The following is a 25,409-nucleotide window of genomic DNA, read 5'->3' on the forward strand; positions in this document are numbered from 1 at the left end:
GGAACCATGCCTGATGTGAGCACCCTGCTGGCCGCCTGGCCGTCCGTGACCGACACCTACCTGGAGGTGGGTGGCCGCCAGGTGCGAGTGCTGCGCACGCCCGACCGGCGGTCGCGATCGGGGCGGCCGGCTGGTGAGCCCCAGCTCCTCGTGCACGGGCTCGGCGGCTCGTCGGTCACCTGGATCGAGGTGATGGAGGGGCTCGCCGCGCGCGGACCGGTGGTCGCGGTCGACCTCCCCGGCTTCGGTCGCACGCCGGTGGGCGACGACGACCCGCTGACGATCGACGGCTACGTCGCCTTCGTGCTCGAGGTCGCCGACGCGCTCGGCTGGGACTCCTTCACGCTGCACGGCAACTCGATGGGCGGTCTCATCGGGGTGCTGCTCGCCGCCGAGCACCCCGAGCGGGTCGACCAGCTGGTGCTGGTCTCGCCCGCGCTGCCGCCGCGCACGCCGCTCGGCTTCCTCTGCCCGAGCCGCGCCACCATCGACGGGATGGTGCCGATCGCGGTCTCCTCGCTGACTGCGCTCGCCCTCGGCACGGTCGGGCTCGCCGGCCCGGCGCTCGACGCGCGGCGCAACCGCGCGATGCTCAAGCTGATCTACGCCGACCCCGACGGCGTCGACCGGGCGGTGCTCGACCTGATGGCCGCCGACTTCGCCGAGGACGTCGAGGGCGTCGACCGGCGCCGCGCGCTGCTCGCCGCGACCAGGTCGATCTCCGCGCTGTGGGCCGACCCGCGCCGGGTGTGGCGGGCCGTACGACGACTGACCGCCCCGACCCTCGTGCTCGGCGGCACCCGCGACGCGCTGGTGCCGGCCAAGGTGCTGCGGTCGGTGCTCGCTGCGCGGCCCGACTGGGAGGGTCACGTGCTCGACGACCGGCGCCACGCGCTGATGATGGAGGACGCCGCGAGCTACCTGAGGCTCTTCGACGGCTGGTCGGCGCGCGCCGCGGCCGCGTAGGTCCGGGTGGCGAGAGCCGCGAGCACGAGGAGCGCGCCGGCGAAGCACAGCGCCGTGTACCACCCGCTCCCGACCGGTGTGCCGTCGTCGGTGATGCCGTGCTCGGCGCCGAGGACGTCCGGCAGGGCGACCAGCCAGAGCGCCGCCATCCCCGCCAGGTAGGCCGCGGGGTAGATGCGGGCGAACGGCGTCATCGGGTCGGGCGGCCGGGCGGCGCGCCGCCGTACGACGTCGGCGAGCAGCCACAGGCCTGCGGCCCACACCAGCGCGAGCTCCACGCCGAGCACCCAGGCCTGCGCCTCGACGTGCCCGGTGAACAGCCCGGACGGGATGCCGAAGAGCGCCATCGAGGGCGGCGTGAGCAGGCCCGCGACGAGGACCCGCCGGAGCAGCGAGCCGCCGACCTTCACGCAGAGGTAGGTCAGCACGCCGAAGGACACCGAGGCGAAGAGGAGCATGCTCGTCATCGGCACCGACGCCAGTGCCGGGTGGTTGACGTCGGTGTTGGCGTCGTTCCAGGCCCACCAGCGCAGCTGCGGGCCGAGCTGGTCGAACACCTCGTAGAAGACCTGGCACACGAAGCCCACGAGGACGGCGCCGACCAGGGGGCCGCGGTGGCGGAAGACCCCGAGGACGCGCACCACCTCGTAGACGAGCTGGCTCAACGCAGGGTAGATCGCGACGATGTAGAGCGGCAGCCGGTCCCACATGAACTGCACGGTGAACAGGTTGTGGGCGAAGATGAAGCCGTACTGGTGGTCGAGGCCGAACCACTCCGGGAAGTAGAGCGGCGGCTCGGTGACGAAGAGGTAGACCAGCGAGGCGCACCAGATCGCGAGGTTGACCGGGTCGCCCTGCCGGTGGCGCCGGACCGCGTGGACCAGCGCCCAGACCGCACCGGCGACGACCAGCAGCTCCAGCACGGGCATCGTGCCGCTGGCCAGCTCGAACGGGTTGCGCACCGAGATCACCGGGCTGACGTCGTGGCAGTCGAAGCCGAGGCCGCGCGTGACCTGCTCCGCCGCCGCCTCGCAGTCGACGCTCATCGGGCCTGCTCGGCCAGCCGCCGCTGCCGGTCGACGAACCTGATCGAGGCCCGCTGGGTGAGGCCCGGCGCCAGCCGTTGGAGCCGGTGGGCGAGACGCGCCTGCACGGGCTCGATCACGAGCGCCTCGCCGGCGGCGACCGCCGCGAGCACCCGGGTCGCGAGGCGGTCGGGATCGACCGGACGCCGTACGCCCTGGCCCTTGAGGAAGTAGTCGCGGCCGCGCACCTTGCCGAACTGGCCCTTGTCGAGGATCGGGGTGTCGACCGCCGCCGGGCAGACGGCGGTGACGCCGACGTGGTGGGCGGCGGCCTCCGAGCGGAGGGCGAGGGAGAGGCCGACGACGGCGTGCTTGGTCATGACGTACGATGTCAGCAACCCGGCTGCCATCAGACCGCCCATCGACGCGGTGTTGACGATGTGGCCGCCGCCCTGCCGGATGAGCTGCGGGTAGGCGGCCGCCACGCCGTGCACGACGCCGCGGATGTTGACGTCGATGATCGCGTCCCACTGGGCGAGGGTGAGGTCCTGGGTCTCGCCGATGAGGCTGATGCCGGCGTTGTTGAACATCAGGTCGAGGCGACCGTGCTCGGCGACCACGTCGTCGACGAGTGCCTGCACGGCGGCGGCGTCGGTGACGTCGAGCTCGACCCCGTCGGCGGGTGGTCGGAGGTCTGCGGCGACCGCGGTCGCGCCCGCGGCGCGCAGCGCCTTCACCAGGGCCGCGCCGATGCCGGAGCCGCCCCCGGTGACGACGGCGACCTTGCCGTCGTACGAGCCCGTCGGGATGGTCCTGGACCTCACGAGAAGGCCTTCATCACGAGCCCGTGGAGGTTGGGGTAGCGCTGCAGGTGGGCGCCGCCGTTGACGTCGATGTTCTCGCCGGTGATCCAGCGGGCGTCGTCGGAGAGGAGGAAGCGCAGCAGCGCGGCGATCTCCTCGGGCTCGCCGCTGCGGCCGAGCGGGGTGTTGGCGAGGTAGTCGTCGCGGATGCCGGGGATGTCCATGGCGGGCGCGGTGAGCGGGGTGACCACCAGGCCGGGGGAGACCGCGTTGACCCGCACCTGCCGGGCCGCGAGCTCGAGCGCGGCGACCTGGGTGAGCATGACGAGGCCGGCCTTCGCAGAGCAGTACGCCGCCATGCCGGTGCCGGGCTGGCGGGCGTTGAGCGAGGAGAGGGAGACGATGGCCCCGCCGTCCGCGATCCGTGCGCCGGCGTGCTTGAGCACGAGGAACGCCCCGGTGAGGCAGACGTCGATGACGCGGCGGAACTCCGCGGCATCGTGCTCGACGACCAGGCCGAGGGTGCTGACGCCCGCGCAGTTGACGACGCCGGTGAACCCGCCGTGCTCGGCGACCACGCCGTCGACGAGTGCGGCGACGGAGGCCTCGTCGGTGACGTCGACCGCGACCTCCCCCTCGCCGGCGTGGAGGTCGGCGACGACCACCGTGTGACCGTGCGTGCGGAGGTCCGCGACGGTGGCGGCGCCGATGCCGGAGGCGCCTCCGACCACGATCGTGATCGGGTTCTGACGCTCGTCGGTATTGATTGACACGCGTCAAAAGTAGCCCATACCGTGGGGCGTGTGAACCCCACGACTGCGATCATCGGCGCCGGCATCAGTGGCCTCACGACCGGCAAGATGCTGAGCGACTACGGCGTGCCCTACACCTGCTTCGAGACCTCCGACCGGGTCGGCGGCAACTGGGCGTTCGGCAACCCCAACGGGCACAGCAGCGCCTACCGGTCCCTGCACATCGACACGTCGAAGGACCGCCTGTCCTTCCGCGATTTCCCGATGCCGGAGGACTACCCGGACTTCCCGCACCACACCCAGATCAAGGACTACCTCGACGCCTACACCGACGCGTTCGACCTGCGGCGCCACATCGAGTTCGGCAACGGCGTCGCGCGCGCAGTCCGTCTCGACGGAGGCGGGTGGGAGATCACCGACCAGGCCGGCGCCACCCGACGCTTCGACCACCTCGTCGTCGCCAACGGCCACCACTGGGACCCGCGCTACCCCGACTTCCCGGGTGAGTTCACCGGGCAGACGCTGCACTCCCACCACTACATCGACCCGCGCACGCCGATCGACTTCAGCGGCTTGCGGATCCTCGTCGTCGGCCTCGGCAACAGCGCGGCCGACATCGCGGTGGAGCTCTCGTCGAAGTCGCTGCGGACACAGCTGACGCTGTCGACCCGCTCCGGTGCCTGGATCGTGCCGAAGTACGTCTACGGCAAGCCCGCCGACACGATGTACCGCACGACGCCGTACCTCCCGCTCTCGTGGCAGCGCAAGATCATGCAGCTGGCCCAGCCGATGAACGGCTCCAACGGCGCGCTCTACGGGCTGCCCGCGCCCAACCACAAGTTCTTCGAGGCCCACCCGACGCAGTCGGTCGAGCTGCCGCTGCGCCTCGGCTCGGGCGACGTCACGCCGAAGCCCGACATCAGCCGGCTCGACGGGTCGACGGTGCACTTCGTCGACGGCACCAGCGACGACTTCGACGTGATCGTGTGGGCGACCGGCTACAACATCACCTTCCCGTTCTTCGATCCCGGCTTCCTGAGCGCGCCCGACAACCACTTCCCGCTCTACAAGCGGATGTACAAGCCGGGCATCGACGACCTGACCTTCGTCGGCTTCGCCCAGGCCACGCCGACGCTCTTCCCGTTCGTGGAGTCGCAGGCGCGGCTCGCCGCCGCCCACCTCGTCGGCGCCTACGCGCTGCCGCCGGTGGCGGAGATGGAGCGGGTGATCGTCGAGGACGAGGCGAAGTACATCGGCCACGTGCTGAAGACGCCGCGGCACACCCAGCAGGTCGACTACTTCATCTACGAGCACGACATCCGTGCTCGGGAGATCCCGGCCGGGCGCCGGCGCGCGCTGGCTCGGCAGGGCGGGCGATGAGCACGCCGGCGGGGGACAGCTGGGACCGGCTCGTCGACCGGCGCGGCCCCAACCGCGGTGACGCGCGAAGGGTCGCCCTGCTCGAGGCGTTCGACGGGCTGCTCCGCGAGCAGACCCTGGAGGAGATCAACGTCGCGGAGATCTCGCGGCGGGCAGGCGTCACGCGATCGGCCTTCTACTTCTACTTCGAGTCCAAGGCGATGGCGGTGATGGCACTGCTGCAGGACCTGTACGACGCCGCCCTCGACGTCAACGAGCTGCTGGTCAAGGCGGAGGGCGACCCCGAGGAGCGGGTCCGGGCCGCGATCACCCTGCTCTTCGACTCCGTCGACACGAGTGCGCACACCTACCGGGCCCTGCTCGAGGCGCGGGCGTCGAGCCCCACCGTGCGCGAGATGTGGGACGCGGGCCGGGCGGACTTCGCTGGCGTCATCGCCGGCATGATCGAGACGGAGCGGGCGGCCGGCCGGGCCGCGGAGGGGCCCCCCGCGGCAGCCCTCGCCGCCGTGCTCCTCGATCTCAACGACCACGCGCTCGAGCGGCACTCGCTCGGCTCCGGACCGCCGCGCGAGCAGCACATCGACTCGCTCGTCTTCATCTGGCTCAGCAGTCTCTACGGCACCCCTGGGAGCACCTCGTGACCCGCATCGCACCGCAGACCCTGACCTTCACCTCCGACGGCACGACCTGCGAGGCGTGGCACTTCGCCGCCGAGCACGACGGCCTCGCGACGGACGCCGGACGCCCGGTCGTCGTCATGGCCCACGGGCTGGGCGGCACCCGCGACTCCGGGCTCGAGCCGTTCGCGCGCGGGTTCGCCGCGGCCGGGCTCGACGTGCTGCTCTTCGACTACCGCGGGTTCGGCGGCAGCGGCGGCTCCCCCCGGCAGACCGTCTCGCTGGAGGGCCAGCTGACCGACTACCGTGCGGCGATGACCGCCGCGGCGGCCCTGCCCGACGTCGACCCGGACCGGATCGTGCTGTGGGGCGTCTCGCTCGCCGGCGGCCACGTGCTGCGTGCCGCGGCCGACCGGGCCGACGTCGCCGCCGTGGTCGCGCTGGTGCCGATGGTCGACGGCGTCGCGGCCGCGGTGCACGCGAAGGCGACCCACTCGACGAGCGAGCTGCTGCGGGCGACCGGGCGAGGCATCCGGGGCCGGGTGGCCGCGCGTGCGGGTCGCGGGCCGGTCATGATCCCGGTCGTCGCACGGCCCGGCGAGGTCGGTGCACTGACGCTGCCCGGAGCGCTCGAGGACTACCTCTCCATCGCCGGCCCGACCTGGCGCAACGAGATCGCGGCCGACGTCGCTCTCGAGCTCGGCTCGCGCAAGCCGCTGGCGGCCGCCGCGCGCGTGGCGTGTCCGCTGCTCGTCCAGATCGCCGACTTCGACCAGAGCGCGCCGCCCCATGCCGCGGCGAAGGCGGCGTTCAAGGGCAGGGCCGAGGTGCGGCACTACCCCTGCGACCACTTCGACGTGTTCGAGGGCAAGCCGTGGCACGGACCGGCGTTGACGCACGCGGTCTCCTTCCTGACCCGCCACCTCACGCCGGCCGCGGCACCCGACGCCGCGCGGGAGGCCGTCGATGCCTGAGACCGTCCAGCAGCTGGTGCGCGCACTGGCCGACAGCGCAGCGGCGGGTCTCGCGTTCGGCGACGAACGGTGGACCTGGGCCGAGACGGTCGGCGACGCCGCGGCGCGGGCGCGAGTCCTCCGGTCGTGGGCCGACCCGGAACGGCCGCTGCACGTCGGCGTACTCATGGAGAACACGCCGGAGATGCTCCGCGCGCTCCTCGCCGGCGCCGTCGGCGGGCACGTGACGGCCGGCATCAACGCGACCCGTCGGGGTGCGGCGCTCGCCGCCGACGTACGACGGGCCGACTGCCAGGTGCTGCTGACCGACGCCGAGCACCTCCCGCTCCTCGACCGCCTCGACCTGGGCGGAGCGCGAGTCGTCGACACCGACGGCGCGGAGTGGGCCTCGCTCGTCGGTGCGGCATCGCGGGGGGTGGACGGCTTCCCCGAGGCCGGCGCGATGGACACCTTCATGCTCATCTTCACCTCGGGCACGAGCGGCGATCCCAAGGCCGTGCAGGTCAGCAACTTCATGGTGGTGATGGCCGGCAGCGTGCTCGCGGAGAAGTACGCGCTCACGCCCGCCGACGTCTGCTACTGCGCGATGCCGCTCTTCCACTCCAACGCCGTGATGTCGTCCTTCGCCCCGGCGTTGTGCGGGGGAGCGACGATCGCGCTCGCGCGGAAGTTCAGCGCGACGCGCTTCCTGCCGGACATCCGCGCGTATGGCGCCACCTACATGAACTACGTCGGCAAGCCCCTGGCCTACGTGCTCGCCACCCCCGAGCAGCCCGACGACGCCGACAACCCGCTGCGCGTGGCCTTCGGCAACGAGGCCTCCGACCGCGACATCGCGGAGTTCGGCCGGCGCTTCGGCTGCACGGTGTGGGACGGCTTCGGGTCGACCGAGACGGCCGTCATCATCACCCGCACCGACGACACGCCCCCAGGCTCGATCGGACAGCCGTTCGACGGTGTGGCCGTCTACGACCGCGCGACCCGCACGGAGTGCCCGCGCGCGGCCTTCGACGCCAGTGGTGCCGTGACCAACCTCGAGGAGTGCGTCGGCGAGCTGGTGAACACCACCGGCGCGGGCTTCTTCTCGGGCTACTACAACGACGAGGCCGCGACCGCCGCCCGGCTCGACGGCGGCATGTACTGGTCCGGCGACCTCGGCTACCGCGACGAGGCGGGCTTCGTCTACCTCGCCGGCCGCACCGACGACTGGCTGCGGGTCGACGGCGAGAACCTCGCCGCGGCCCCCGTCGAGGCGTTGCTGCTGCGCCACCCCGCGATCAGCCAGGCCTGCGTGTACGCCGTCCCCGACCCCCGCGTCGGCGACCAGCTGATGGCGACGCTCGTGCTGCGTGACGACGCGAAGCTCGAGCCTGCCGACCTCGAGGCCTTCCTCGCCGAGCAGCCCGACCTCTCGCCGAAGGCCTGGCCGCGCTACGTCCGCCTCGCCACGGAGGTGCCGACCACCGCGACCAACAAGGTGATCAAGCGCGCCCTGCGCGCTGAGGGCCTCGACACCGCCGATCCCGTCTGGGAGCGCGAGGAGAGGGGCAGGGCGTACGACGTCCTGGTGTGATGGGTTATCACTCGGATGCGGCGCGGCGTTGTCGGGGCAATCCGCCGCATGTCATGGCACTCCGAAAGCGTGAACAGGAGCGGGCTGGGCAACCTAGCCTCCCCCTATGGGTTTCGGGATAGGAATCGGCCCCAGTTGGGCGAGGGTGCGGGTCAGCACTCGAGGCGTGGGTATGAGCGCTGGTCCGCGCATCGCGCGAATGAGCGTCAGCAATCGCGGCGTGGGCCTTAGTTCAGGGATCGGTCCGTTCTCGGCGTGGACCGGCGTGCGATACCCACGACTCAACCAGATCACGGTCGGCGGTGCCGGGGGACCCCGCTACCTCACTGAACCGATGTACGACCCCCACGCGGTCGAAATGAAGAGCGTTGCGGGACTTGATGCGCTCGCTCTCACTCCCACGGCACCTGATGACTTGGTGAGTCAGCTCAATGCAGCCGACAAGCCCCTGGTGTGGTCATTAGTGGTGGCTGCAGGCGCCGCAGGACTCCTGCTTGCAGGAATCGCAAGTGTCAGTGGCGGTGCCTTGGTGATCGGCATCGTCCTGTTCTTGCTATCCGCGATCGCGATCGCGATCGCGGTGCTGGCTTACCGCAAGGAGAGCATTGAGCATCTCGTGCCCGTCGAGTACACCCTGGAGGGAGACGTTCCGGCGTGGGCAACGAGGGTCGAACATACGTGGGCCTCGTTAGACAGGCTCGGGGGTGCCTGGCGCATTATTCAATCGGGCAAGGTCGAGACGCTCTACCAGCACAAGACCAACGCGGGCGCGTCCTATCTGATCGGCCGTGCGCCCGTCTCTTTTGGCTTAGCTCCTCCCAAGGTGTTGGCCGCAAACATCACAGTGCCCTCGCTGAGCAGCGGAAGTACGACGCTCTACTTCCTGCCCGACCGCGTCCTGATGCGTACGGGTCGGAAGTGGACGGACGTCGCCTACGAGCACCTGCGGGTCGACGTCCATCGGCAACGATTCATCGAGGACCACACGCCGCCGCGTGACGCCAGCCAGGTAGGTACCACGTGGCAGTACGTAAACAAGGGCGGTGGCCCCGACCGGCGCTTCAAGAACAATCGCCAATTGCCAATCATGCTTTACGGTCGAGTCACGCTCTCCAGCGCGCAGGGTCTCTCGTGGATCCTCGATCTCTCCGTCACTAGCGTTGCAGAATCATTGGGGTCGTGCCTGAGCGCTCACCCCGCCTAGCCACCTACATCGAAAGGTCTCGACGAGATAGGCGCAACGCGGCGAGCGCAGCCCGCGCCCAGCGTCCGCCCTCCGCGCGCGTCCTTTCGCCGTGAGTGACGCATCGGCACCCAGCCCTGCAGACGCGACTCAGCGCACCGCGAACATCCGAAGGTCTCCATTGGGGAGCACGTCGTAGCCGAACCGTCTGTCGTGGATGCGATGGTGGTGGAAGCTGCACAGCAGCACGCCGTCGTCGAGGTCGGTGCTTCCGCCCTCGGACCAAGGTCTGAGGTGATGTGCTTCCGCCCAGGCGGCGGGGATCGAGCAACCTTCGGCCCGACATCGTTTGTCGCGGAGCCGCATCGCTCGACGTTGCGCCCGGCTGAAGAGCCGTCGCTGGCGGCCGAGGTCGAGGACCTCGCCCTTGCCGCCGAGGACGGCGGGCAGGATGTTCGCGGTGCAGGCGAGGCGTCGTACGGCGCTGGCGGAGAGTTTCTGCTCCGGCCCTGCCTCGGCGACGCCGAGTGAGGCGCGCAGCGAGTCGATCGGGACCGTGACGACCATCGTGGTGGCGTCACCGCCGTGCTCGGGGAGCTTGGCGGGGTCGAGGTGCTCGAGGAGGGCGCAGAACGCTTGGCCGAGCTGGCGCGCGTAGGGGATGCGGTCCTCCTCTCCGCCGATCGCGCCTTGCTGCTTGCGGGGGGAGGTGAAGGCGTGCAGGTAGGTGCGGAGCCGTTCGGCAACATCCTCGGGAAGCAGCCCCGAGATCCGGGTGCTGCCGTCGCCGAGGGGCTTGAACAGCAGGCGGCACTTCTCGAGGGCCTTCTGCTCCTCTTCCTCCAACCGGCGAGCCTCCTCGGCCTCGGCGATCTCCGGGGCGACGACGTCGAGGATGCGCCGGGCCAGGATCCGGAGCTCGGTCGGGTTGTACGTCGTGGCGTGATCGACCAGCTCGGCCTCCGCGCGGCGCAGGACCTCGATCCCGATCCGGTCGGGGAGAGCGTCGAGGCCTCGCACGATCACCTCGGCCTGCTCGACCGAGACGCCGCCCGCTGCCATGCCGGCCGCGACCTGCGCGTAGCGCTGGTCCAACGCCTGGGCGAGCCTCTGCTCAGCCCGGAGCGGACGCGCCTCGGCTTGGGTGCGCGGGGCGATCCAGGCGGCGATGTCGCGGGCACCGTCGTGCTCGGCGACATCCGCGGACGCGGCCATCGCCTTCAGCTTCAGGGCGGCCAGGCGTCGTTCGTCGTCGGCGATCGCCAGGAGGAGCGCCCGCTTGTCGTCGGTGCTCATGAACGTGGGCTCGAAGTCGAGCGCCTCGTTGAGCGTCTCCGCGACCCGGCGGGCGCACACGACCGCGGCGTGCGGCTGGTCGATCGTCATTGCGACCAAGGTGTTCACCCCCCGGGAATTGACACAATCGTACACGTGTTCGGCTCGAAATACAACTAAAGATTCCTTGATCCGCCGCGAGTGATGAGTCCGGGCCCGTCCCGCCGTCATACCCCCGACAGCGAGAGCACGAGAAGGGATGATGGCGATGATGACTGCGGAGACGAGGCTCGAGGAGCTCGACGAAACGGGGTTCTCGGCACTGGCGGAGCGGCACCGGCGTGAGCTCCACGTGCACTGCTACCGGATGCTCGGATCGTTCCAGGACGCCGAGGACGCGGTGCAGGAGTCGCTCCTGCGCGCATGGCGGAGCCGGGAGACCTTCGAGGGCCGCTCGACGGTGCGCGCCTGGCTCTACCGGATCGCGACGAACGCCTCGCTCGACCTGCTGGCCAAGCGCCGACCGCAGCCTGCGTACGGCGGCGAGGTGCTGTGGCTGCAGCCCTACCCGGACGCGTTGCTCGACCAGCTGCGCGCCGACGACAGCGAGGAGCCCGAGGCCGTCGCGCTCGCGCGCGAGACGGTCGAGCTGGCGTACCTCGTCGCCGTCCAGCACCTGGCGCCGCGGCCGCGGGCCGTGCTCATCCTGCGCGACGTGCTCGGCTGGCCGGCCAAGGACGTCGCCGAGCTGCTCGGTGACTCCGTCAACTCGGTCAACAGTGCTCTCCAGCGTGCTCGGGCCGGCATGCGGGAGCACCTGCCTGCCGAGCGGCAGGACTGGACGGGCGACGAGGGCGACGCCGCGACCCAGGACCTGGTGCGCCGCTACACCGAGGCCAGCCTCGCCACGGACGTCGACACGCTCGCGACGATGCTCCGCGACGACGTACGGTCCGCGATGCCGCCGACGCCAGGGGTGCAGGTCGGCCGTGACGCCGTGGTGGGCGAGTGGATCCGAGGCGGCTTCCCGCAGATGACCGGCCTGCGCGCCGTACGGGCCGACGCCAACCGCCAGCCCGCTGTCGCCTTCTACATGTGGGACGAGGCGGCCGGAGCCCACCTGCCCATCGCGATCGACGTGCTGCGGATCGTCGGCGGGGAGATCGTCGACATCACCAGCTTCCACGACGACCAGTTCGCCCGCTTCGGGCTGCCCGACCGACTGCCGAGGTAGCGCGCAGCCTCCGAGGTCAGCCGATCTGCAGCTGCTGATAGCTCGGCGTGAGCTCGTCCCAGCGACGCTTCCATCCCGGCGCCCCGCTCTCCGGGCTCCAGCCCTCGGGGTGGACGGTGCCCCCGACCTCCAGGGACCGACCGAGGTCCTCGAGGTGGACCTGCCAGCCCGAGGCGTGGAACGGGAGGTGGGTCGTCGGCAGGCCGCGCTCCTCGACCACCAGTCGTGTCCCGTCGCCCTCCTCGGTCAGCCACGCCTCGATCTGTGTCTCGTCGTCGGAGCCCGGCTCCATCGTCAGCAGCAGGTGGCGTGGGGCGTCGCAGACGTCGATGCGTGCCCGGCCGGTCCACGTGCTCGTGAAGACGGCCCGGACCGTGCTGCCGACCCGCAGGTCGCCGTCGACCTGGGCGATCCAGCGCGCGAGCCGTTCGGGCGTCGTGCAGGCCTCCCAGAGGTCGTCGATGCCGGCGTCGTAGACATCGTCGACCCGGATCGCTCCGCGGGTCTCGTCCAGTGCTCGCATCGTCGCTGTCGTGGTCATCGTCCTGCCTTCTTCCCTCGTGCGATCTCGGTGTGGAGTGCGTCGAGCCGGTGCTTCCAGAGCCGGCGGTAGCTGCCCAGCCACTCGTCCACCTCGACGAGCGCCTCCGGGCGGAGCGTGTAGATGCGGCGCTGCGCTTCTTGGCGTACGTCGACCAGCCCGGCCTCGCGCAGCACGCGGAGGTGCCGCGACACGCCCGGTCGGGCGATCGGCAGGGCCTCGGCGAGCTCGCCGGCGCTCGCCGGGTGGTCGCGGAGGATCTCGAGGACCGTGCGCCGGCTCTCGTCCGCCAGCGCGTTCAGGACAGCGTTCATGGCGATAACGTAACCAAGTGGTTACGTAACCGCAAGGGTACATTTGCGGCGATGCTGCGACGAACGGCTCAGTCGGTGCTGAGCTCGACCGTGACCACCATCCGGCGCGTCGAGATGTGGTTGCCGGCGCCCGCGCTCGTGAAGGACGAGTTGACGCCGACGAAGACCCGGTAGGTGTGGCCGCCCTCGATGTCGGGCGTGAGGAAGCGGACCGTGGTGGAGGTCGGCTCGGGCGCCGGCGCGAGGGCGAGCTCGTCGGGCCGCGACACGAGGTCGCCGCCCCCGACCTGCTCGAGTCCTGCGTGGACCACGAACGGCCCCTTGCCCTTCGTCCGGTACTGGAACGACACCTCGACCACCCCGGTGCTCGTCGCACCTTCAGGGACCGCGAACCGGAGCGGCCGGACCTGGCCGATGCCGCCGGAGTCGCCCGAGTAGTCGGCCGACGGACCGGTCCCGTAGTAGCGCTGGACGCGCTGGACCGGCACAGGATCCTTCGTCGACGGTCCGGTCGCGGCCGAGGCGGCGAAGCCGCCGAGTCCGGTGAGGGTGAGGGCGAGCACTCCGGCGAGGCGGCGGGTCAGCATGACTCAGCGTAGGTCGCGGCAGGCGAATCGGCGACCACCGACTGCGCGTCGCGGATCGCGACCGACAGCTCAACGCCCGCCCGCGACGCGCAGCGTCGTGCCGGTGACGTACGACGACCGGTCGCCCATCAACCACGCGATCGCGTCGGCGATCTCCTCGGGCTCCCCGACCCGGCCGAGCGGCACGAGTGGCGCGACCTTCGCCAACCGGTCCGGTGCTCCGGCGTCCGCGTGGATGGAGGTGTTCACGATGCCGGGCGCGACGCCCACCACCCGGACGCCGTCGGCGGCGACCTCCTGGGCGAGCCCGTAGGTCATCGCGTCGACGCCGGCCTTCGCGGCGGCGTACTGAACGTACTCGCCCGGCGATCCTGTCGTCGCCGCGCCGGAGCTGACGTTGACGAGCACGCCGCCCTCGCCGCCGTACGACCTGCCGAGGGCGCGTACGGCGGCCCGGGCGACCCACAGGGCCGAGGTCAGGTTGAGGTCGACGGTCGTGCGGATGACGTCGACGGGCGTCTCGGCGAGCGGCCCGATGTGGAGGGTCGCGCCGGCGTTGTTCACGACGCCGGTGAGACGGGTCCGCCCGGTAGCGGCGGCGAAGAGCCGGTCGACGCCGGCCGGGGCGGTCAGGTCGGCCTGCACGACCTCGCATCGCACGCCGCGCGCCTCGACCGCGGCCCGGGTCTCCTCGGCCGCACCGGCGTCGCGGCTGTAGCCCAGCACGAGGTCGTGACCCTCGGCCGCGAGCCGCAGCGCGGTCGCCCGACCGATGCCGCGGGTGCCGCCGGTGACCAGGGTCAGGAGCTCCATGGCCCGAATCTACGGCCCCGCCGCACGACGTGGTGCCGCGTGAGACGGTAGACGGGTGAACCGTCTCGGCTCCGCGACCAGCCCCTACCTCCTCCAGCACGCGGACAACCCGGTGGACTGGTGGGAGTGGTCGCCCGAGGCGTTCGAGGAGGCCAGGAGCCGCAACGTGCCCGTGCTCCTGAGCGTCGGCTACGCCGCGTGCCACTGGTGCCACGTGATGGCGCACGAGTCCTTCGAGGACGAGGCGACGGCGGCGTACATGAACGAGCACTTCGTCAACATCAAGGTCGACCGTGAGGAGCGGCCCGACGTCGACGCGGTCTACATGCAGGCGACCACCGCGATGACCGGTCACGGCGGGTGGCCGATGACGGTCGTGCTCGACCACGAGGGGGCGCCGTTCTTCGCCGGCACCTACTTCCCGCCGCAGCCGCGGCACGGCCAGCCGGCCTTCACCCAGGTGCTGCAGGCGTTGAGCGAGGCCTGGCACGAGCGCGGTGAGGAGGTACGACGCGTGGCCGGCCAGCTGCGCGAGCACCTCGCCGCGACGGGCGACCTCCCGTCGGGCGCTCTGTCGGCCGAGGTGCTCGAGGCGGCGGTGCAGAAGCTCGCCGACGAGTTCGACCCGATGGCCGGCGGGTTCGGGGGCGCGCCGAAGTTCCCGCCGACGATGGTGCTGGAGTTCCTGCGGCGGCAGGGGTCGAAGGACGCGCGGCACATGGTCGCCCGCACGGCGGCGGCGATGGCGGGCGGCGGCATGTACGACCAGGTCGGCGGGGGGTTCGCGCGCTACTCGGTCGACCGAGGATGGGTCGTGCCGCACTTCGAGAAGATGCTCTACGACAACGCCCAGCTGGTCGGGTTCTACGCACGGCTCGGCACGGAGGCCGGCGACCGCGTCGCGCGGGAGACCGCCGACTTCATGATCCGTGAGCTGCGCACGGCGGAGGGCGGGTTCGCGTCCGCGCTCGATGCGGACAGCCCCGATCCCACCACGGGCCACAGCGAGGAGGGCGCGTTCTACGTGTGGACGCCCGCGCAGGTGGTCGAGGTGCTCGGCGAGGAGCACGGCCGCTGGGCGGCGGACCTCTTCGCCGTGACCGACGAGGGCACCTTCGAGCACGGGACCTCCACCCTGCAGCTGCGGCACTTCCCGAGCACCGAGATCGACCGGACCCGGCTCGCCCACGTCCGCGCCCGGCTCCTGGCGGCGCGCGACCTCCGGCCGCGTCCCGGCATCGACGACAAGGTCGTCGCGGCGTGGAACGGCCTCGCGATCAGCGGTCTCTGCGACGCGGGCCTGCTCCTCGGCGAGCAGGAGTACGTCGACGCGGCGGTCGCCGCCGGCGAGCTGCTGGAGCGCCTCCACCTGACCGAGGCCGGCCTGCTGCGCGTCTCGCGGGACGGCGTGGCCGGCCCGCACGCCGGCGTACTCGAGGACCACGGCTGCGTGGCTTCGGGCTTCCTCTCCCTGGTGCAGGCGACCGGCGACCCCCGTTGGCTGACCCTCGCGACGCGGCTCCTCGACGAGGCCCTCTCCGGGTTCCGCGCGCCCGACGGCGGGTTCTTCGACACCCACGCCGAGGCCGAGGCCCTGGTCGCGCGGCCCCGCGACCCCGGCGACAACGCGTCGCCGAGCGGCTTCAGCAGCATGGTCCACGCCCTCGTGACCGCGCACGCGCTGACCGGCGAGGGTCGCTACCGCGACGCCGCCGAGGAGGCGCTGGCCACCGTCGCTCAGCTCGCGGAGCGCGCCCCGAGGTTCGCCGGCTGGTCACTCGCCGCGGCCCACACCATGCTCGACGGTCCGCTCGAGGTCGCGGTCGTCGGTCCTGCCGGGCCCGAGCGCGACGCCCTCGCGCACCGCGCCCGGCGGCTGCCCGGTGCGGTGGTCGTCGTCGCGGACGGCCCGCGTGACGACGTACCCCTGCTGGTCGGGCGCGACGCCGTCGACGGGAAGCCGGCCGCCTACGTCTGTCGCGGCTTCGTCTGCGAGCGTCCGGTGACCTCGCCCGACCAGCTCCCGGCCACCGGATGACCGAGCGGTGGCGCTCCGGCCTGTCGCTGCTCATCAGCGTGGTCGTCTTCGCGGCGGTCGTCCTGTGGTTCCCGGCGGGCGGCCCCGCGAACCTGCGCCGGGTGCTCGGTCTCGGTGGCGAGCATCCGCTGGGCGACCCCGCCGACGTGCCGCCGGGCGGCACCTACGCGTTCGTCGCCCACCAGCCCGGCCACCCCGACGACCCCGTCGCCTGGGACCCCTGCCGGGAGATCCACTACGAGATCAACCCCGACGGCGCGCCCGACGACGCGGACGAGACCGAGGACTTCGTCGCCGAGGCGGTCCACGTGGTCTCCCACTACACCGGCCTGCGCTTCGTGTACGACGGCCGGACCGATCGCCGCCCCGCGTGGGACCGCGAGGTCGTGCCCGCTCTCGCGGCCCGGGAGCCGGTGCTGATCGCCTGGGCCACGGAGGACGAGGTGCCGCAGCTCGAGGACGACGTGGCCGGTGTGGATGGTTCGCTGCCCGTGCCCGTGCAGCCCGAGGGCTGGCTCCGCTTCGTCACGGGTGAGGTGACCCTCGACTCCGACGCGTTCGCCGAGATGGACACGGTGCTGGGGGACGACGGCGAGGAGCGCGCGGTGTTGCTGCACGAGCTCGGCCACCTGGTCGGGCTCGACCACGTCGACTCCACCAGGGAGCTGATGTACGCCGACAACATCGGCCGCCGCGACTTCGGCACGGGCGACCTCAACGGGCTCGTGCGGCTCGGCACCGGCCGCTGCTCCTGAAACGACTAGGAGGCCGACCTCCGCACCTCGTTGAGCACGGTGATCTTCTGCCAGATCTTCCGGCTCAGGGAGGTCGTCAGCGTCTCGATCGTCGACACGGTGTCCAGCACGACGGCGTCGCGCGACTCCTCCGCGGTCAGGGCGGCGGTCTTGCCGATCATGCTGAGGAGCTCCGAGCAGTAGTCGAGGTAGTGCTCGAGCTCCTCGAACGACAGCTCCATCGCGGGGCTCACCGACGTCGGGGTGAAGGTGGTGCGGAGCCGCTCCGGGTCCTTGTTGAGCTGGTGCATGTCGACGATGTGGGCGAGCGAGCGCAGCTCGTGGAGCAGGGTCAGCGACTCGGCCCGCCGCAGCCGCTCCGGCACCGTGTAGAGGAACCAGATCGCGATCGCCGAGAACACCACGTCGTTGACGGCGCTCTCGAGGAGCGGGAGCCAGTCGACGCCGCGCTCGGGCCCGTCCTCCAGTGCGGAGTGCAGGGCGAGGGCCAGCAGCGCCACCGTGGCGACCACGATCACCGCCACGACGAGGCGCGACAGCACCCGCACGATGCGCATCCGGTTGCGGTTGAGCTCGGAGCTGGCGGCCACCTCGCCGGCGAGCGTGAGCAGGTCGCCCGAGACGCCGTAGAGCCCGCGGGTGGGGAAGCGCGCGCCGATGCGGGCGCGCAGCTCCTCCAGTGTCGACAGGACCGGTGCCGCCTCCAGCCGCTCCAACGCGATGGCCACGGCCGCAGCCTAGGGCGTCCCCGGCTCGTAGCATGGGCAACGTGACCGGCCTGCTCCTCGAGTGTGAGCACTTCGACCGGGAGGAGTGCCGGTCCTGCACCTGGATCCGCCGGCCGTACGACGACCAGTTGGCCGCCAAGGACCAGCTCACCCGGGCGCAGCTCGCGGCGGTCCTGGGGGACCGACCCGCGCCCGCCTGGCTGCCGCCGGTGGCGAGCTCACCGAGCGGCTTCCGGACCAAGGCGAAGATGGTCGTCGGCGGCAGCGTCGAGACCCCGACGCTCGGCCTGTGGAGCTCCGACCGCGGGTTCGTGGACATCCGCGACTGCGCCCTCCACACGCCGGGGATCCGGGAGTCGCTGCCCGTCCTGGCCGACTTCGTCACGCGAGCGGCGCTGCCGCCGTACGACATCTCGACGCGGAGCGGCGAGGTCAAGCACGCCCTGGTGACCGAGTCACCCGCCGGCGAGCTGATGGTGCGCTGGGTGCTGCGCTCGACCGCCGCCGAGAGCCGGATCCGCAAGCACCTGCCCTGGCTGCTCGACGCACTGCCGACCCTGCGCGTGGTCACGCTCAACCTCCAGCCGGTGCACGCGGCGGTGCTCGAGGGTGAGCGCGAGGTGGTGCTCACCGACCAGGGCACGCTGCCGATGGAGGTGAACGGGCTGACGCTGCACCTCGGCCCGCGCAGCTTCTTCCAGACCAACACCGAGGTCGCGGCCGCGCTCTACCGCACCGCCCGTGCATGGGTCGACGAGGTGGCCCCGGCCACGGTGCACGACCTCTACTGCGGGGTCGGCGGCTTCGCGCTCCACCTCGCCGCGCCGGGCCGGCGGGTGACCGGCGTCGAGATCAGCGCCGACGCGATCGCCGCTGCCGACCGCGGCCGAGCCGACGCGGGGCTGTCCAGCGAGCAGGTGGCGTTCGTCGCGGCCGACGCGACGTCGTACGTCCCGGCCGAGCGCCCCGAGCTCGTGGTCGTCAACCCGCCCCGGCGCGGCCTGGGCAGCGAGCTCGCCCGTCGGTTCGAGGAGTCCGGCCCGCCGGCGATCCTCTACTCCAGCTGCAACCCCGAGACGCTCGCCCGCGACCTGGCGACGATGCGCTCCTACCGCCCGGAGCGGGCCCAGGTGCTCGACATGTTCCCGCAGACCGCCCACCTCGAGGCGCTGGCCCTGCTGGTCAGAGCCCGTCAGGAGACCTAGCGCAGCGAGTAGGTGGCGAGCGAGACGCCGACGTAGTGCGTCGTGAACGCGATGATCGTGAAGGTGTGGAACACCTCGTGGAAGCCGAACCACCGCGGGGACGGGTCGGGCCACTGGAAGCCGTAGACCAGCCCGCCCACGGTGTAGAGGGCCCCGCCGACGGCGATGAGCACGAAGACCGCGACGCCGACACCGACGCCGAGTGCGAGTGCGCCGTCGAAGAACGCCGGGATGAAGAAGAGCGCCGCCCACCCCATCGCGATGTAGATCGGCGCGGACAGCCACCGGGGCGCGCTCGGCCAGAAGACCTTGAAGAAGATGCCGAGGACCGCGGCGGTCCACACGACCGAGAGCAGGAGCACCCGGTTGGTGCCGTCGAGCAGGATCAGGCTGAACGGCGTGTAGGAGCCTGCGATCAGCAGGAAGATGTTGGAGTGGTCGAACCGGTTGAGGATCCGCCACGTCCTCGGTGACCAGGTGCCGCGGTGGTAGATCGCGGAGACGCCGAAGAGCAGGAGCGCAGTGGCCGCGAAGAGCGCCGAGCCGATGCGCGTCGTGGGGGTCGGCGAGAGACAGACCAGCACGATGCCGGCGGCGAGGATCAGGGGCGTCGACCCCGCGTGCAGCCAGCCCCGCAGCTTCGGCTTGACCTCGCGGGCCTTGTCGCCGATCTGCTCCAGGCCCGCACGGACGCGGTCGTTCGCGCTGCTCAGTGCCTGGTTCATGACGCCAGGCTATCCGCCTGCCCCTGGGCTCGGGATGTCCGTGTCGACGTGACCATGGACACCCCGAGCGCCACGAGGGTCAGTGCGTGTGCGGCGGGACGATCGCGCCCTCGGAGGGCTGCACGATCACGAAGCCCTGGCCGGCGAACGCGACCTGGAAGGCCTCGCCCGAGCCGCGCCCGATGAGGGCGCCCGCGGTGAACGACTTGTTGATCGAGGTCTGCAGCTCGATCGACCACGCGACGATGGCGTCGGTGTCGGCGAAGGTCGGCGCCTCCGCCGCGTTGAGGACCACCGGGTCGCCGTCGGTCGTGATCGCGACCCAGCCGGTGCCGCGCAGCGTGGTGTTGAAGAGGCCACCGGCCGCGATGCTGCCGCCCTTGACGCGCTCGACGTTCCAGTCCAGGCCGGCCGAGAACGCGAGCACGTGCGAGCCGTTGATCGACACGCCGCTGTTGCTGAGGTTGAGGATGTGGACGTTCTCCGCGCCGTTGGCCAGGAAGACGTCACCCGCGCCCTCGACACGCATGAGCGAGAGACCCTCGCCGGTCAGCGCCTTCTTCAGGAAGCGCCCGGCGCCGCCGCCCTGGTAGTTGAACGACACCTGGCCCTGGTAGGCCACCATCGCGCCCTGGCGAGCCATGAACGGCTCCACGATGCGCACGCGCAGCAGCTTGCTGTTCTGCAGCGACGGTCCGACGTTGTCCTCCTTCTCGGAGAACCGCCCGTCGACCAGGTCGCCGGAGATGCCCGGCATGGCCGAGCCACCGGAGTACGACGGCGGCTGCGCCGCGGGTGCCTCGGCCTGCCACGGCTGCGCCGCGGGTGCCTCGGTCTGCCACGGCTGTGCCGCGGGCGCCTCGGCCTGCCACGGCTGTGCCGCGGGAGCCTCGGCCTGCCACGCCGGGGGCGCCTCGGCGGCCGGTGCCTCGTGCCACGGCTGCTCCGCCGCGGGTGCCTCGGCCGGTGCCTCGGCTGCCGGTGCCTCGGCGGGTGCCTCCGCCGGCTGCTCCATCGGCGGCGGCGAGCCCACCACGCGCGTCTCCATCATGAAGGCGTCGTCGGCGGGGGAGGACTCCATCGAGCCGTCCGGCCGGTCGGCCGGCTGCTCCGCCTCCTGCTGGGCCTCCTGCTGGGCCTCCTGCTGGGCCTCCTGCTGGGCCTCCTGCTGGGCCGGCTGCTCGGCCTGCTGTGCGGTGTGCTGCTCCGCGGTCTGCTCCGCGCCCTGCGCAGAGGGTTCCTCGGGTGCGTTGAGGGGCGCCACCGACTGCACGCCGCTGTCGGAGACGTGCTCGGTCCACTGGGTGCCGTCCCAGTAGCGGAGCTCGTGTCGGCCGGTCGGGTCCGGGTGCCAGGCTGCGGCAGTCATGCGCGTTCCTCTCGAAGGGTCAGTCAACTCGCTGCGGCCATCGTGGCAGCCCGCGCAACCGTCGAGGAAGGACCCGCCGGGGATCGGCCCCCTCGCGACCAGCGCAATGGCTACCATCGGGGCGTGGTCGACTGGAAGCGGGGCGCGCGCCGGGTGCTCTACCCCGCCTACGAACGCCGCGTCCTGCGCCGGATGCCCGACAACCTCCCGAAGCACGTCGGGGTCATGCTCGACGGCAACCGCAGGTGGGCGAAGGCGGTCGGCCGCGACACCGCGCACGGCCACCGCGCCGGCGCCGCGAACATCGAGCCGCTCCTCACCTGGTGCGAGGAGATCGGCATCGAGGTCGTGACGCTGTGGCTGCTGTCGACCGACAACCTCCACCGGCCGGCGAAGGAGCTCGAGCAGCTCCTCGAGATCATCGAGGACGCGGTCGACAGCCTGGCCGACCAGCGCCGCTGGCGGCTCAACCCGGTCGGCGCCCTCGACCTGCTGCCCGACGGCACCGCCTCGCGGCTGAAGACAGCGGCGGAGGCGACGTCCGAGGTCGAGGGGATGATCGTCAACGTCGCGGTCGGCTACGGCGGGCGCCGGGAGATCGCCGACGCCGTACGCTCCCTGCTCCACGAGCACGCGGCCAAGGGCACCTCGCTCGAGGAGCTCGCCCAGATCATCGACGTCGAGCACATCGCCGACCACCTCTACACCAAGGGCCAGCCCGACCCCGACCTGGTGATCCGCACCTCGGGGGAGCAGCGGCTCGGCGGCTTCCTGCTCTGGCAGAGCGCGAAGTCGGAGTTCTACTTCTGCGAGGCCTACTGGCCCGACTTCCGGCGCGTCGACTTCCTGCGCGCCATCCGTGCCTACGCCCTGCGCGAGCGCCGCTTCGGCTCCTGAGTAGCCTCGCCGGGTGACCACCCCCGAGCGGCCGGCCAAGCCGGCCAAGCCGACCACCGAGCTGACCGTCACCTCGACGGAGCGGCTCGGACCCGCGATGCTCCGACTCCGGTTCGCCGGTGACCTGGCGGCCTTCGAGGGGGTCGACGACACCGACCGCTACGTGAAGCTCCTGTTCACCCCCGACGGCTCCCCGGACCTGTCGACGATGGCCGACGGCGAGCGCAGCTCGGTGCGCAGCTACACCGTGCTCGAGCTCGACGTCGCCGCCGGCACCCTCGCGATCGACTTCGCGCTCCACGGCAGCGGTTTCGCGATGCGCTGGGCACGCGACGTGCAGCCCGGCGCGACGATCACCGTGCAGGGCCCGGGCTCGGGCTACTCGCCCGACCCCACGGCCGACTGGCACCTCCTCGTCGGCGACGACGCGGCGCTGCCGGCCGTCCGGCAGGCGCTCGCTGTCCTGCCCCCCGACGCCCAGGGGTACGCCGTCCTGCTCGTCGGCAGCCGGGCCGAGGAGCTGCCGCTGCCCGCCCCCGCCGGGGTCGAGGTCCGCTGGTCGCACCGCGACGGGGGAGCCGGGCTCGCGGACGCCGTACGGGAGCTGCCGTGGCGGGAGGGCCGCGTCGACGTGTTCGTGCACGGCGAGGCGCAGGCCGTCATGCAGGAGATCCGGCCCTACCTGCGCGAGCGGGGCGTCGACCCGCGCGGGGCATCGATCTCCGGCTACTGGAAGCGCGGGCTGGTCGACGAGGAGTTCCGGAAATGGAAGCGGGAGCTCGCCGCCGCCGAAGCGAGCTGACGAGCCCCCGCGATCCCGCTGGGTGGAGATCAGTCGTCGTAGGCGGCGACCTCCGTGGTGTCCATGTACTGGCAGCCCGCGTAGTCGCTCGGGCAACCGCTCCAGTCAGGGACCTGCGGCGACTTCATGACGTACTTGATCGCGCCCACGTTCGCCTTCGGTGAGGAGAGCGGGAGGTCGACCATGCTGCCGCGGTCGTCGGGCGTGAACGTGCCCGACTCGACCGGCGAGCCCCACGGGCCGTCGGGCGTGGCCGCGACGTAGATCGCGTAGTCGGCCGTCGAGGAGCTGCCCGGGTCGCCACAGGTGGCGGTCGGGTTGACCCCGAAGCCGGTGACCGTGATGGTCTCCGGCAGCTCGATCACGATCTGCTTCGGCTTGACCTTCGTCGGGTCGGTGCCCGGCGCTCCGTCGTCACCGAAGGTGGTGCTGCCCCAGCCCGACCCCTGCGAGAGGTCGATCGCGCCCTCAGGACCGCACGCGGGGGCGTAGTTCGGACCGGTGAAGCTCGCGATGCTGGCACCGCCGCTGGTCGAGGCCCAGTCGCGTCGGAGCACGGCGTCGAACGTCGCCGTACCGCCGGCCGTGACCGTCACGGAGTCCGCGTCGGGCTCGTAGCCGTCGACCGACGCCACGATCTTCGGCCAGGTGCCGGAGACCACGTCGTCGATCTGGTAGGTGCCGTCGGCGTCGGTCACGGCGGAGTACTCGCTGTGGCCGCTGATCTTGACCACGGCACCCGCGAGCGGGTTGCCGTTGCCGTCCTCCACGGTGCCGGCGATCGAGCCGGTCGGGGTGCCCGCCGGCGGCGGGGTGTGGAAGTCGGCGACCGGCGCTGCGTCGGAGCCGTCCTCGGAGCCCGCGTAGAAGCCCATGCCGCGGTCGGCGAAGTGCTGCCAGAGGGCGTCGTAGTGGTCGCCGCCGTACATGGCCTGGTCGGCCGCGATGATGGCGTCACGCATGTCGAGCAGCGACGGGTCGTCGGCCGAGAGGCGCATGCCCTCGGTCACGATGCCCATCGTCACCTTGTGACCGAGGTCGGTGCGGATGTCGAACAGGGTCTGGGCCCAGACCTCGCCGACGTCGTGCACCTCGGTGCCAATCTGGCCGTCGCCCACGTCGTCGTAGGTGTAGCCACCGTCGTCGCCGGTGAGCTGCACGCACTTCGGTGCGCTCTCGCCGACACCGCAGTCGATCGCCTCGGTGCGGGTCACGGACTTGTTGCGCGCCAGGTAGAGGTCGAGCGTCAGCTCGCCCGGGTCCGACGTGTTGGTGGTGTAGCCGTGGGTGAGCAGGTAGTCGAAGGCGTAGAAGTCGCCCCAGCCCTCACCCATGCCACCGGCCTGGTAGCTGTTGAGCGTCGAGTGGTTGTTGGCGTTGACCACCAGTCGGTTCGACAGACCGTGGGTGAACTCGTGGCCGACGGTCAGGAAGTCGTCGCTCGAGCTCGCCGCGATGTACGGGTTGTCGTTGAGGTACATCTGCATCGTCGGCTTGTGGCCGTCGGGCGGGGTGTTGAAGTTGGCGTTGTTGACGTGGTCGCCGTCCGGGAAGCCGTTGGCGGTGTTGGCACCGTCGATGGCGTTGAGGTTGACCGAGTCGTGGTCGGAGCTGGTGAAGTTGCCGCTGCCCCGGTCGAAGCCGAAGGGCGCCTTGGACAGCCAGTCGGCGTAGCGGCTCATGACGTAGAGACCCTGGATGGCGTCCTGCGCCATGTTGGTCTGCCACGACTTGGCCTTGTTGGGGTTCCACGTGCACTTGTAGTGCTTGCTGCAGCCGTACTCGCCCTTGGCCGTCTTGAACGGCTTGAGCCGCAGCCGCTTGGCGTCACGCAGCGACCGGGGCACCCGGGTGTGCTCGTTCTTGTCGCGCTTGTTGTTGTCGTTGAGGTCGGGCCACACGGTGGCGTACTTGCCCTTGGGGAAGCTCGCGTGCTTGTTGAGGAAGCCCAGCTTGATCAGGTTGACGTGGTGGATCCGCCCGCCCGAGTCGGTGCCGGTGGCGCCCGGGTAGTTGTCGTGGACGTAGGCGTCGCCGGAGCCCTCGAAGTCGATCGTCGAGCGACGGTAGAGGGTGGCGCCCGAACGCGCGTCGATGACGTGCTCGTAGGCCGCCGTCGACCCGGGCTGGGTGAACGTCAGCCACGCCGGGCGCAGGCCCTCGGGGGTGATGAACCAGACCCGCTCGGCGGAGGAGCCCGGGCGGAGGTCGGGGTGGGCGAGCCGGGCGTCGGTCACTGCCTTGTCGATGGCGGTGCTGCTGCTGATCCGCGCGGCCGGAGCCTTGCGGGCCAGCACGCCGAGGCGGCTGACCGGGGCGCCCTGCACCGCGATCAGGCGACCCGACTTGTCGACGTGGGCACGCAGGCCGTTGCCGAACACGCGCGCGCCGGCGATCTGCTGGGCCCAGTAGACGTGCGTGATGCCGTTGATGTCGGTGTACTGACGGGTCCTGACCAGCGTCGAGAGGTCACCCTTCTCGAGGCCGAAGGCCGCGAGGTGGTCACTGACGTAGCGCAGGGCGACGGCGCTGGCCGAGCGGCTGCTCGGACCGGTGAGCGGCTTGCGTGCCGCGACCTGGTCCGGGGTGCCGGTGACCGGGTCGATCGCGACGATCGCACCGGGGCCGAGGGAGCGGCTGAAGCGGCTGACCGCCTTGCCGTTGGCCTTGACCTGCTTGCGGTCGAGCACCGCACGCTGGTCGCCGCCGACGTGTCGCACGTCGTAGCTCCCGAGTCGCTCGGCGTCGCTCGACCGGGTCACCTGGTGCCCGGGCGTCCGTGCGGCGGGGGCCGCGCCGTCCGAGGGGCCCGTGACGCCCACGCCGGCGACCGCGATCGCGGTCACCGCCCAG

General features: G+C 71.6%; 24 protein-coding genes. 12 read left to right on the plus strand and 12 right to left on the minus strand.

The genetic code is table 11. The features are described from left to right. Window positions 1–6: 6 nt before the first annotated feature. Complete coding sequence (locus tag ACAX67_RS06675) at window positions 7–966, plus strand: alpha/beta fold hydrolase (protein ID WP_370703029.1); 960 nt, start codon at window positions 7–9, stop codon at window positions 964–966. Here ACAX67_RS06675 and ACAX67_RS06680 read toward each other — a convergent pair. Genes ACAX67_RS06680 through ACAX67_RS06690 form a run of 3 tightly spaced genes read right to left on the minus strand, consistent with a single transcriptional unit; the run spans window position 918 to window position 3,567 of the window. Further along, window positions 918–2,012 carry a hypothetical protein gene (locus ACAX67_RS06680; RefSeq protein ID WP_370703030.1) on the minus strand — a complete coding sequence of 365 codons (1,095 nt, stop codon included), beginning with the start codon at window positions 2,010–2,012 and terminating at the stop codon, window positions 918–920. The genes ACAX67_RS06675 and ACAX67_RS06680 overlap by 49 nt on opposite strands. Continuing rightward, window positions 2,009–2,815 (minus strand): SDR family oxidoreductase, encoded by an 807-nt coding sequence (locus ACAX67_RS06685; protein ID WP_370703031.1) that lies wholly within the window; start codon window positions 2,813–2,815, stop codon window positions 2,009–2,011. Before ACAX67_RS06685 ends, ACAX67_RS06680 begins: the two co-directional genes overlap by 4 nt. Beyond that, window positions 2,812–3,567, minus strand: a complete 756-nt coding sequence (locus ACAX67_RS06690; RefSeq protein ID WP_370703032.1) for an SDR family NAD(P)-dependent oxidoreductase — start codon at window positions 3,565–3,567, stop codon at window positions 2,812–2,814. The genes ACAX67_RS06685 and ACAX67_RS06690 overlap by 4 nt, the downstream gene beginning before the upstream one ends. Window positions 3,568–3,597: 30 nt before the next feature. Here ACAX67_RS06690 and ACAX67_RS06695 point away from each other — a divergent pair, with 30 nt between their 5' ends. From ACAX67_RS06695 to ACAX67_RS06715, 5 genes are all read left to right on the plus strand, one after another. Continuing rightward, window positions 3,598–4,926 (plus strand): flavin-containing monooxygenase, encoded by a 1,329-nt coding sequence (locus ACAX67_RS06695; RefSeq protein ID WP_370703033.1) that lies wholly within the window; start codon window positions 3,598–3,600, stop codon window positions 4,924–4,926. Then, entirely contained in the window at window positions 4,923–5,567 is a 645-nt protein-coding gene (locus ACAX67_RS06700) for a TetR/AcrR family transcriptional regulator (protein ID WP_370703034.1), read from the plus strand. The genes ACAX67_RS06695 and ACAX67_RS06700 overlap by 4 nt, the downstream gene beginning before the upstream one ends. Then, the gene (locus ACAX67_RS06705) at window positions 5,564–6,517 is read left to right on the plus strand and encodes an alpha/beta hydrolase (RefSeq protein WP_370703035.1); all 954 of its coding nucleotides are present in this window, start codon (window positions 5,564–5,566) and stop codon (window positions 6,515–6,517) included. The genes ACAX67_RS06700 and ACAX67_RS06705 overlap by 4 nt, the downstream gene beginning before the upstream one ends. Beyond that, complete coding sequence (fadD1, locus tag ACAX67_RS06710; protein ID WP_370703036.1) at window positions 6,510–8,090, plus strand: fatty-acid--CoA ligase FadD1; 1,581 nt, start codon at window positions 6,510–6,512, stop codon at window positions 8,088–8,090. Before ACAX67_RS06705 ends, fadD1 begins: the two co-directional genes overlap by 8 nt. Before the next feature lie 172 nt (window positions 8,091–8,262). Next, window positions 8,263–9,294, plus strand: coding sequence for a hypothetical protein (locus tag ACAX67_RS06715; protein ID WP_370703037.1), 1,032 nt, complete (start codon window positions 8,263–8,265; stop codon window positions 9,292–9,294). 129 nt (window positions 9,295–9,423) lie between these two features. Here ACAX67_RS06715 and ACAX67_RS06720 read toward each other — a convergent pair whose 3' ends face one another. Next, window positions 9,424–10,659: an HNH endonuclease signature motif containing protein gene (locus ACAX67_RS06720; protein ID WP_370703038.1), complete on the minus strand. Its 1,236-nt coding sequence runs from the start codon at window positions 10,657–10,659 to the stop codon at window positions 9,424–9,426. A gap of 160 nt (window positions 10,660–10,819) precedes the next feature. On the opposite strand from ACAX67_RS06720, the gene ACAX67_RS06725 reads away from it, so the two are divergent. Continuing rightward, the gene (locus ACAX67_RS06725; RefSeq protein WP_370703039.1) at window positions 10,820–11,782 is read left to right on the plus strand and encodes an RNA polymerase subunit sigma-70; all 963 of its coding nucleotides are present in this window, start codon (window positions 10,820–10,822) and stop codon (window positions 11,780–11,782) included. A gap of 16 nt (window positions 11,783–11,798) precedes the next feature. Here the strand turns inward: ACAX67_RS06725 and ACAX67_RS06730 are convergent, their stop codons facing one another. The 4 genes from ACAX67_RS06730 to ACAX67_RS06745 all read right to left on the minus strand — a co-directional run bounded on the left by ACAX67_RS06730 (window position 11,799) and on the right by ACAX67_RS06745 (window position 14,037). Beyond that, on the minus strand, window positions 11,799–12,323 hold the full coding sequence (locus ACAX67_RS06730) for an SRPBCC domain-containing protein (RefSeq protein ID WP_370703040.1): 525 nt from the start codon (window positions 12,321–12,323) through the stop codon (window positions 11,799–11,801). After that, a complete protein-coding gene (locus ACAX67_RS06735) occupies window positions 12,320–12,637 on the minus strand; it encodes an ArsR/SmtB family transcription factor (protein ID WP_370703041.1) in 318 nt (105 codons plus the stop codon). The genes ACAX67_RS06730 and ACAX67_RS06735 overlap by 4 nt, the downstream gene beginning before the upstream one ends. 68 nt (window positions 12,638–12,705) lie before the next feature. Beyond that, window positions 12,706–13,224: a hypothetical protein gene (locus ACAX67_RS06740; RefSeq protein ID WP_370703042.1), complete on the minus strand. Its 519-nt coding sequence runs from the start codon at window positions 13,222–13,224 to the stop codon at window positions 12,706–12,708. 69 nt (window positions 13,225–13,293) lie between these two features. Beyond that, on the minus strand, window positions 13,294–14,037 hold the full coding sequence (locus tag ACAX67_RS06745) for an SDR family NAD(P)-dependent oxidoreductase (RefSeq protein WP_370703043.1): 744 nt from the start codon (window positions 14,035–14,037) through the stop codon (window positions 13,294–13,296). Window positions 14,038–14,092: 55 nt separating this feature from the next. Here ACAX67_RS06745 and ACAX67_RS06750 point away from each other — a divergent pair, with 55 nt between their 5' ends. After that, window positions 14,093–16,075, plus strand: a complete 1,983-nt coding sequence (locus ACAX67_RS06750) for a thioredoxin domain-containing protein (protein ID WP_370703044.1) — start codon at window positions 14,093–14,095, stop codon at window positions 16,073–16,075. After that, entirely contained in the window at window positions 16,072–16,830 is a 759-nt protein-coding gene (locus tag ACAX67_RS06755; RefSeq protein WP_370703045.1) for a matrixin family metalloprotease, read from the plus strand. The genes ACAX67_RS06750 and ACAX67_RS06755 overlap by 4 nt, the downstream gene beginning before the upstream one ends. A gap of 5 nt (window positions 16,831–16,835) precedes the next feature. Here the strand turns inward: ACAX67_RS06755 and ACAX67_RS06760 are convergent, their stop codons facing one another. Next, complete coding sequence (locus ACAX67_RS06760; RefSeq protein WP_370703046.1) at window positions 16,836–17,558, minus strand: hypothetical protein; 723 nt, start codon at window positions 17,556–17,558, stop codon at window positions 16,836–16,838. A 41-nt stretch (window positions 17,559–17,599) separates the two neighbouring features. On the opposite strand from ACAX67_RS06760, the gene rlmC reads away from it, so the two are divergent. Next, the gene (gene rlmC, locus ACAX67_RS06765; RefSeq protein ID WP_370703047.1) at window positions 17,600–18,763 is read left to right on the plus strand and encodes a 23S rRNA (uracil(747)-C(5))-methyltransferase RlmC; all 1,164 of its coding nucleotides are present in this window, start codon (window positions 17,600–17,602) and stop codon (window positions 18,761–18,763) included. On the opposite strand, the gene trhA is transcribed toward rlmC, so the two are convergent. Further along, window positions 18,760–19,488: a PAQR family membrane homeostasis protein TrhA gene (gene trhA, locus ACAX67_RS06770; protein WP_370703048.1), complete on the minus strand. Its 729-nt coding sequence runs from the start codon at window positions 19,486–19,488 to the stop codon at window positions 18,760–18,762. The genes rlmC and trhA overlap by 4 nt on opposite strands. 79 nt (window positions 19,489–19,567) lie before the next feature. Beyond that, entirely contained in the window at window positions 19,568–20,857 is a 1,290-nt protein-coding gene (locus ACAX67_RS06775; RefSeq protein WP_370703049.1) for an AIM24 family protein, read from the minus strand. 123 nt (window positions 20,858–20,980) lie between these two features. Between ACAX67_RS06775 and ACAX67_RS06780 the strand changes: the two genes are divergently transcribed. Next, window positions 20,981–21,754 carry an isoprenyl transferase gene (locus ACAX67_RS06780; protein WP_370703050.1) on the plus strand — a complete coding sequence of 258 codons (774 nt, stop codon included), beginning with the start codon at window positions 20,981–20,983 and terminating at the stop codon, window positions 21,752–21,754. 13 nt (window positions 21,755–21,767) lie between these two features. After that, window positions 21,768–22,556: a siderophore-interacting protein gene (locus ACAX67_RS06785; protein WP_370703051.1), complete on the plus strand. Its 789-nt coding sequence runs from the start codon at window positions 21,768–21,770 to the stop codon at window positions 22,554–22,556. 29 nt (window positions 22,557–22,585) lie between these two features. On the opposite strand, the gene ACAX67_RS06790 is transcribed toward ACAX67_RS06785, so the two are convergent. After that, the gene (locus tag ACAX67_RS06790; RefSeq protein WP_370703052.1) at window positions 22,586–25,402 is read right to left on the minus strand and encodes a M36 family metallopeptidase; all 2,817 of its coding nucleotides are present in this window, start codon (window positions 25,400–25,402) and stop codon (window positions 22,586–22,588) included. Between the last annotated feature and the right edge of the window lie 7 nt (window positions 25,403–25,409).

Origin of the sequence: Nocardioides candidus, from assembly GCF_041321175.1 — a bacterium.
Lineage (GTDB): Bacteria > Actinomycetota > Actinomycetes > Propionibacteriales > Nocardioidaceae > Nocardioides.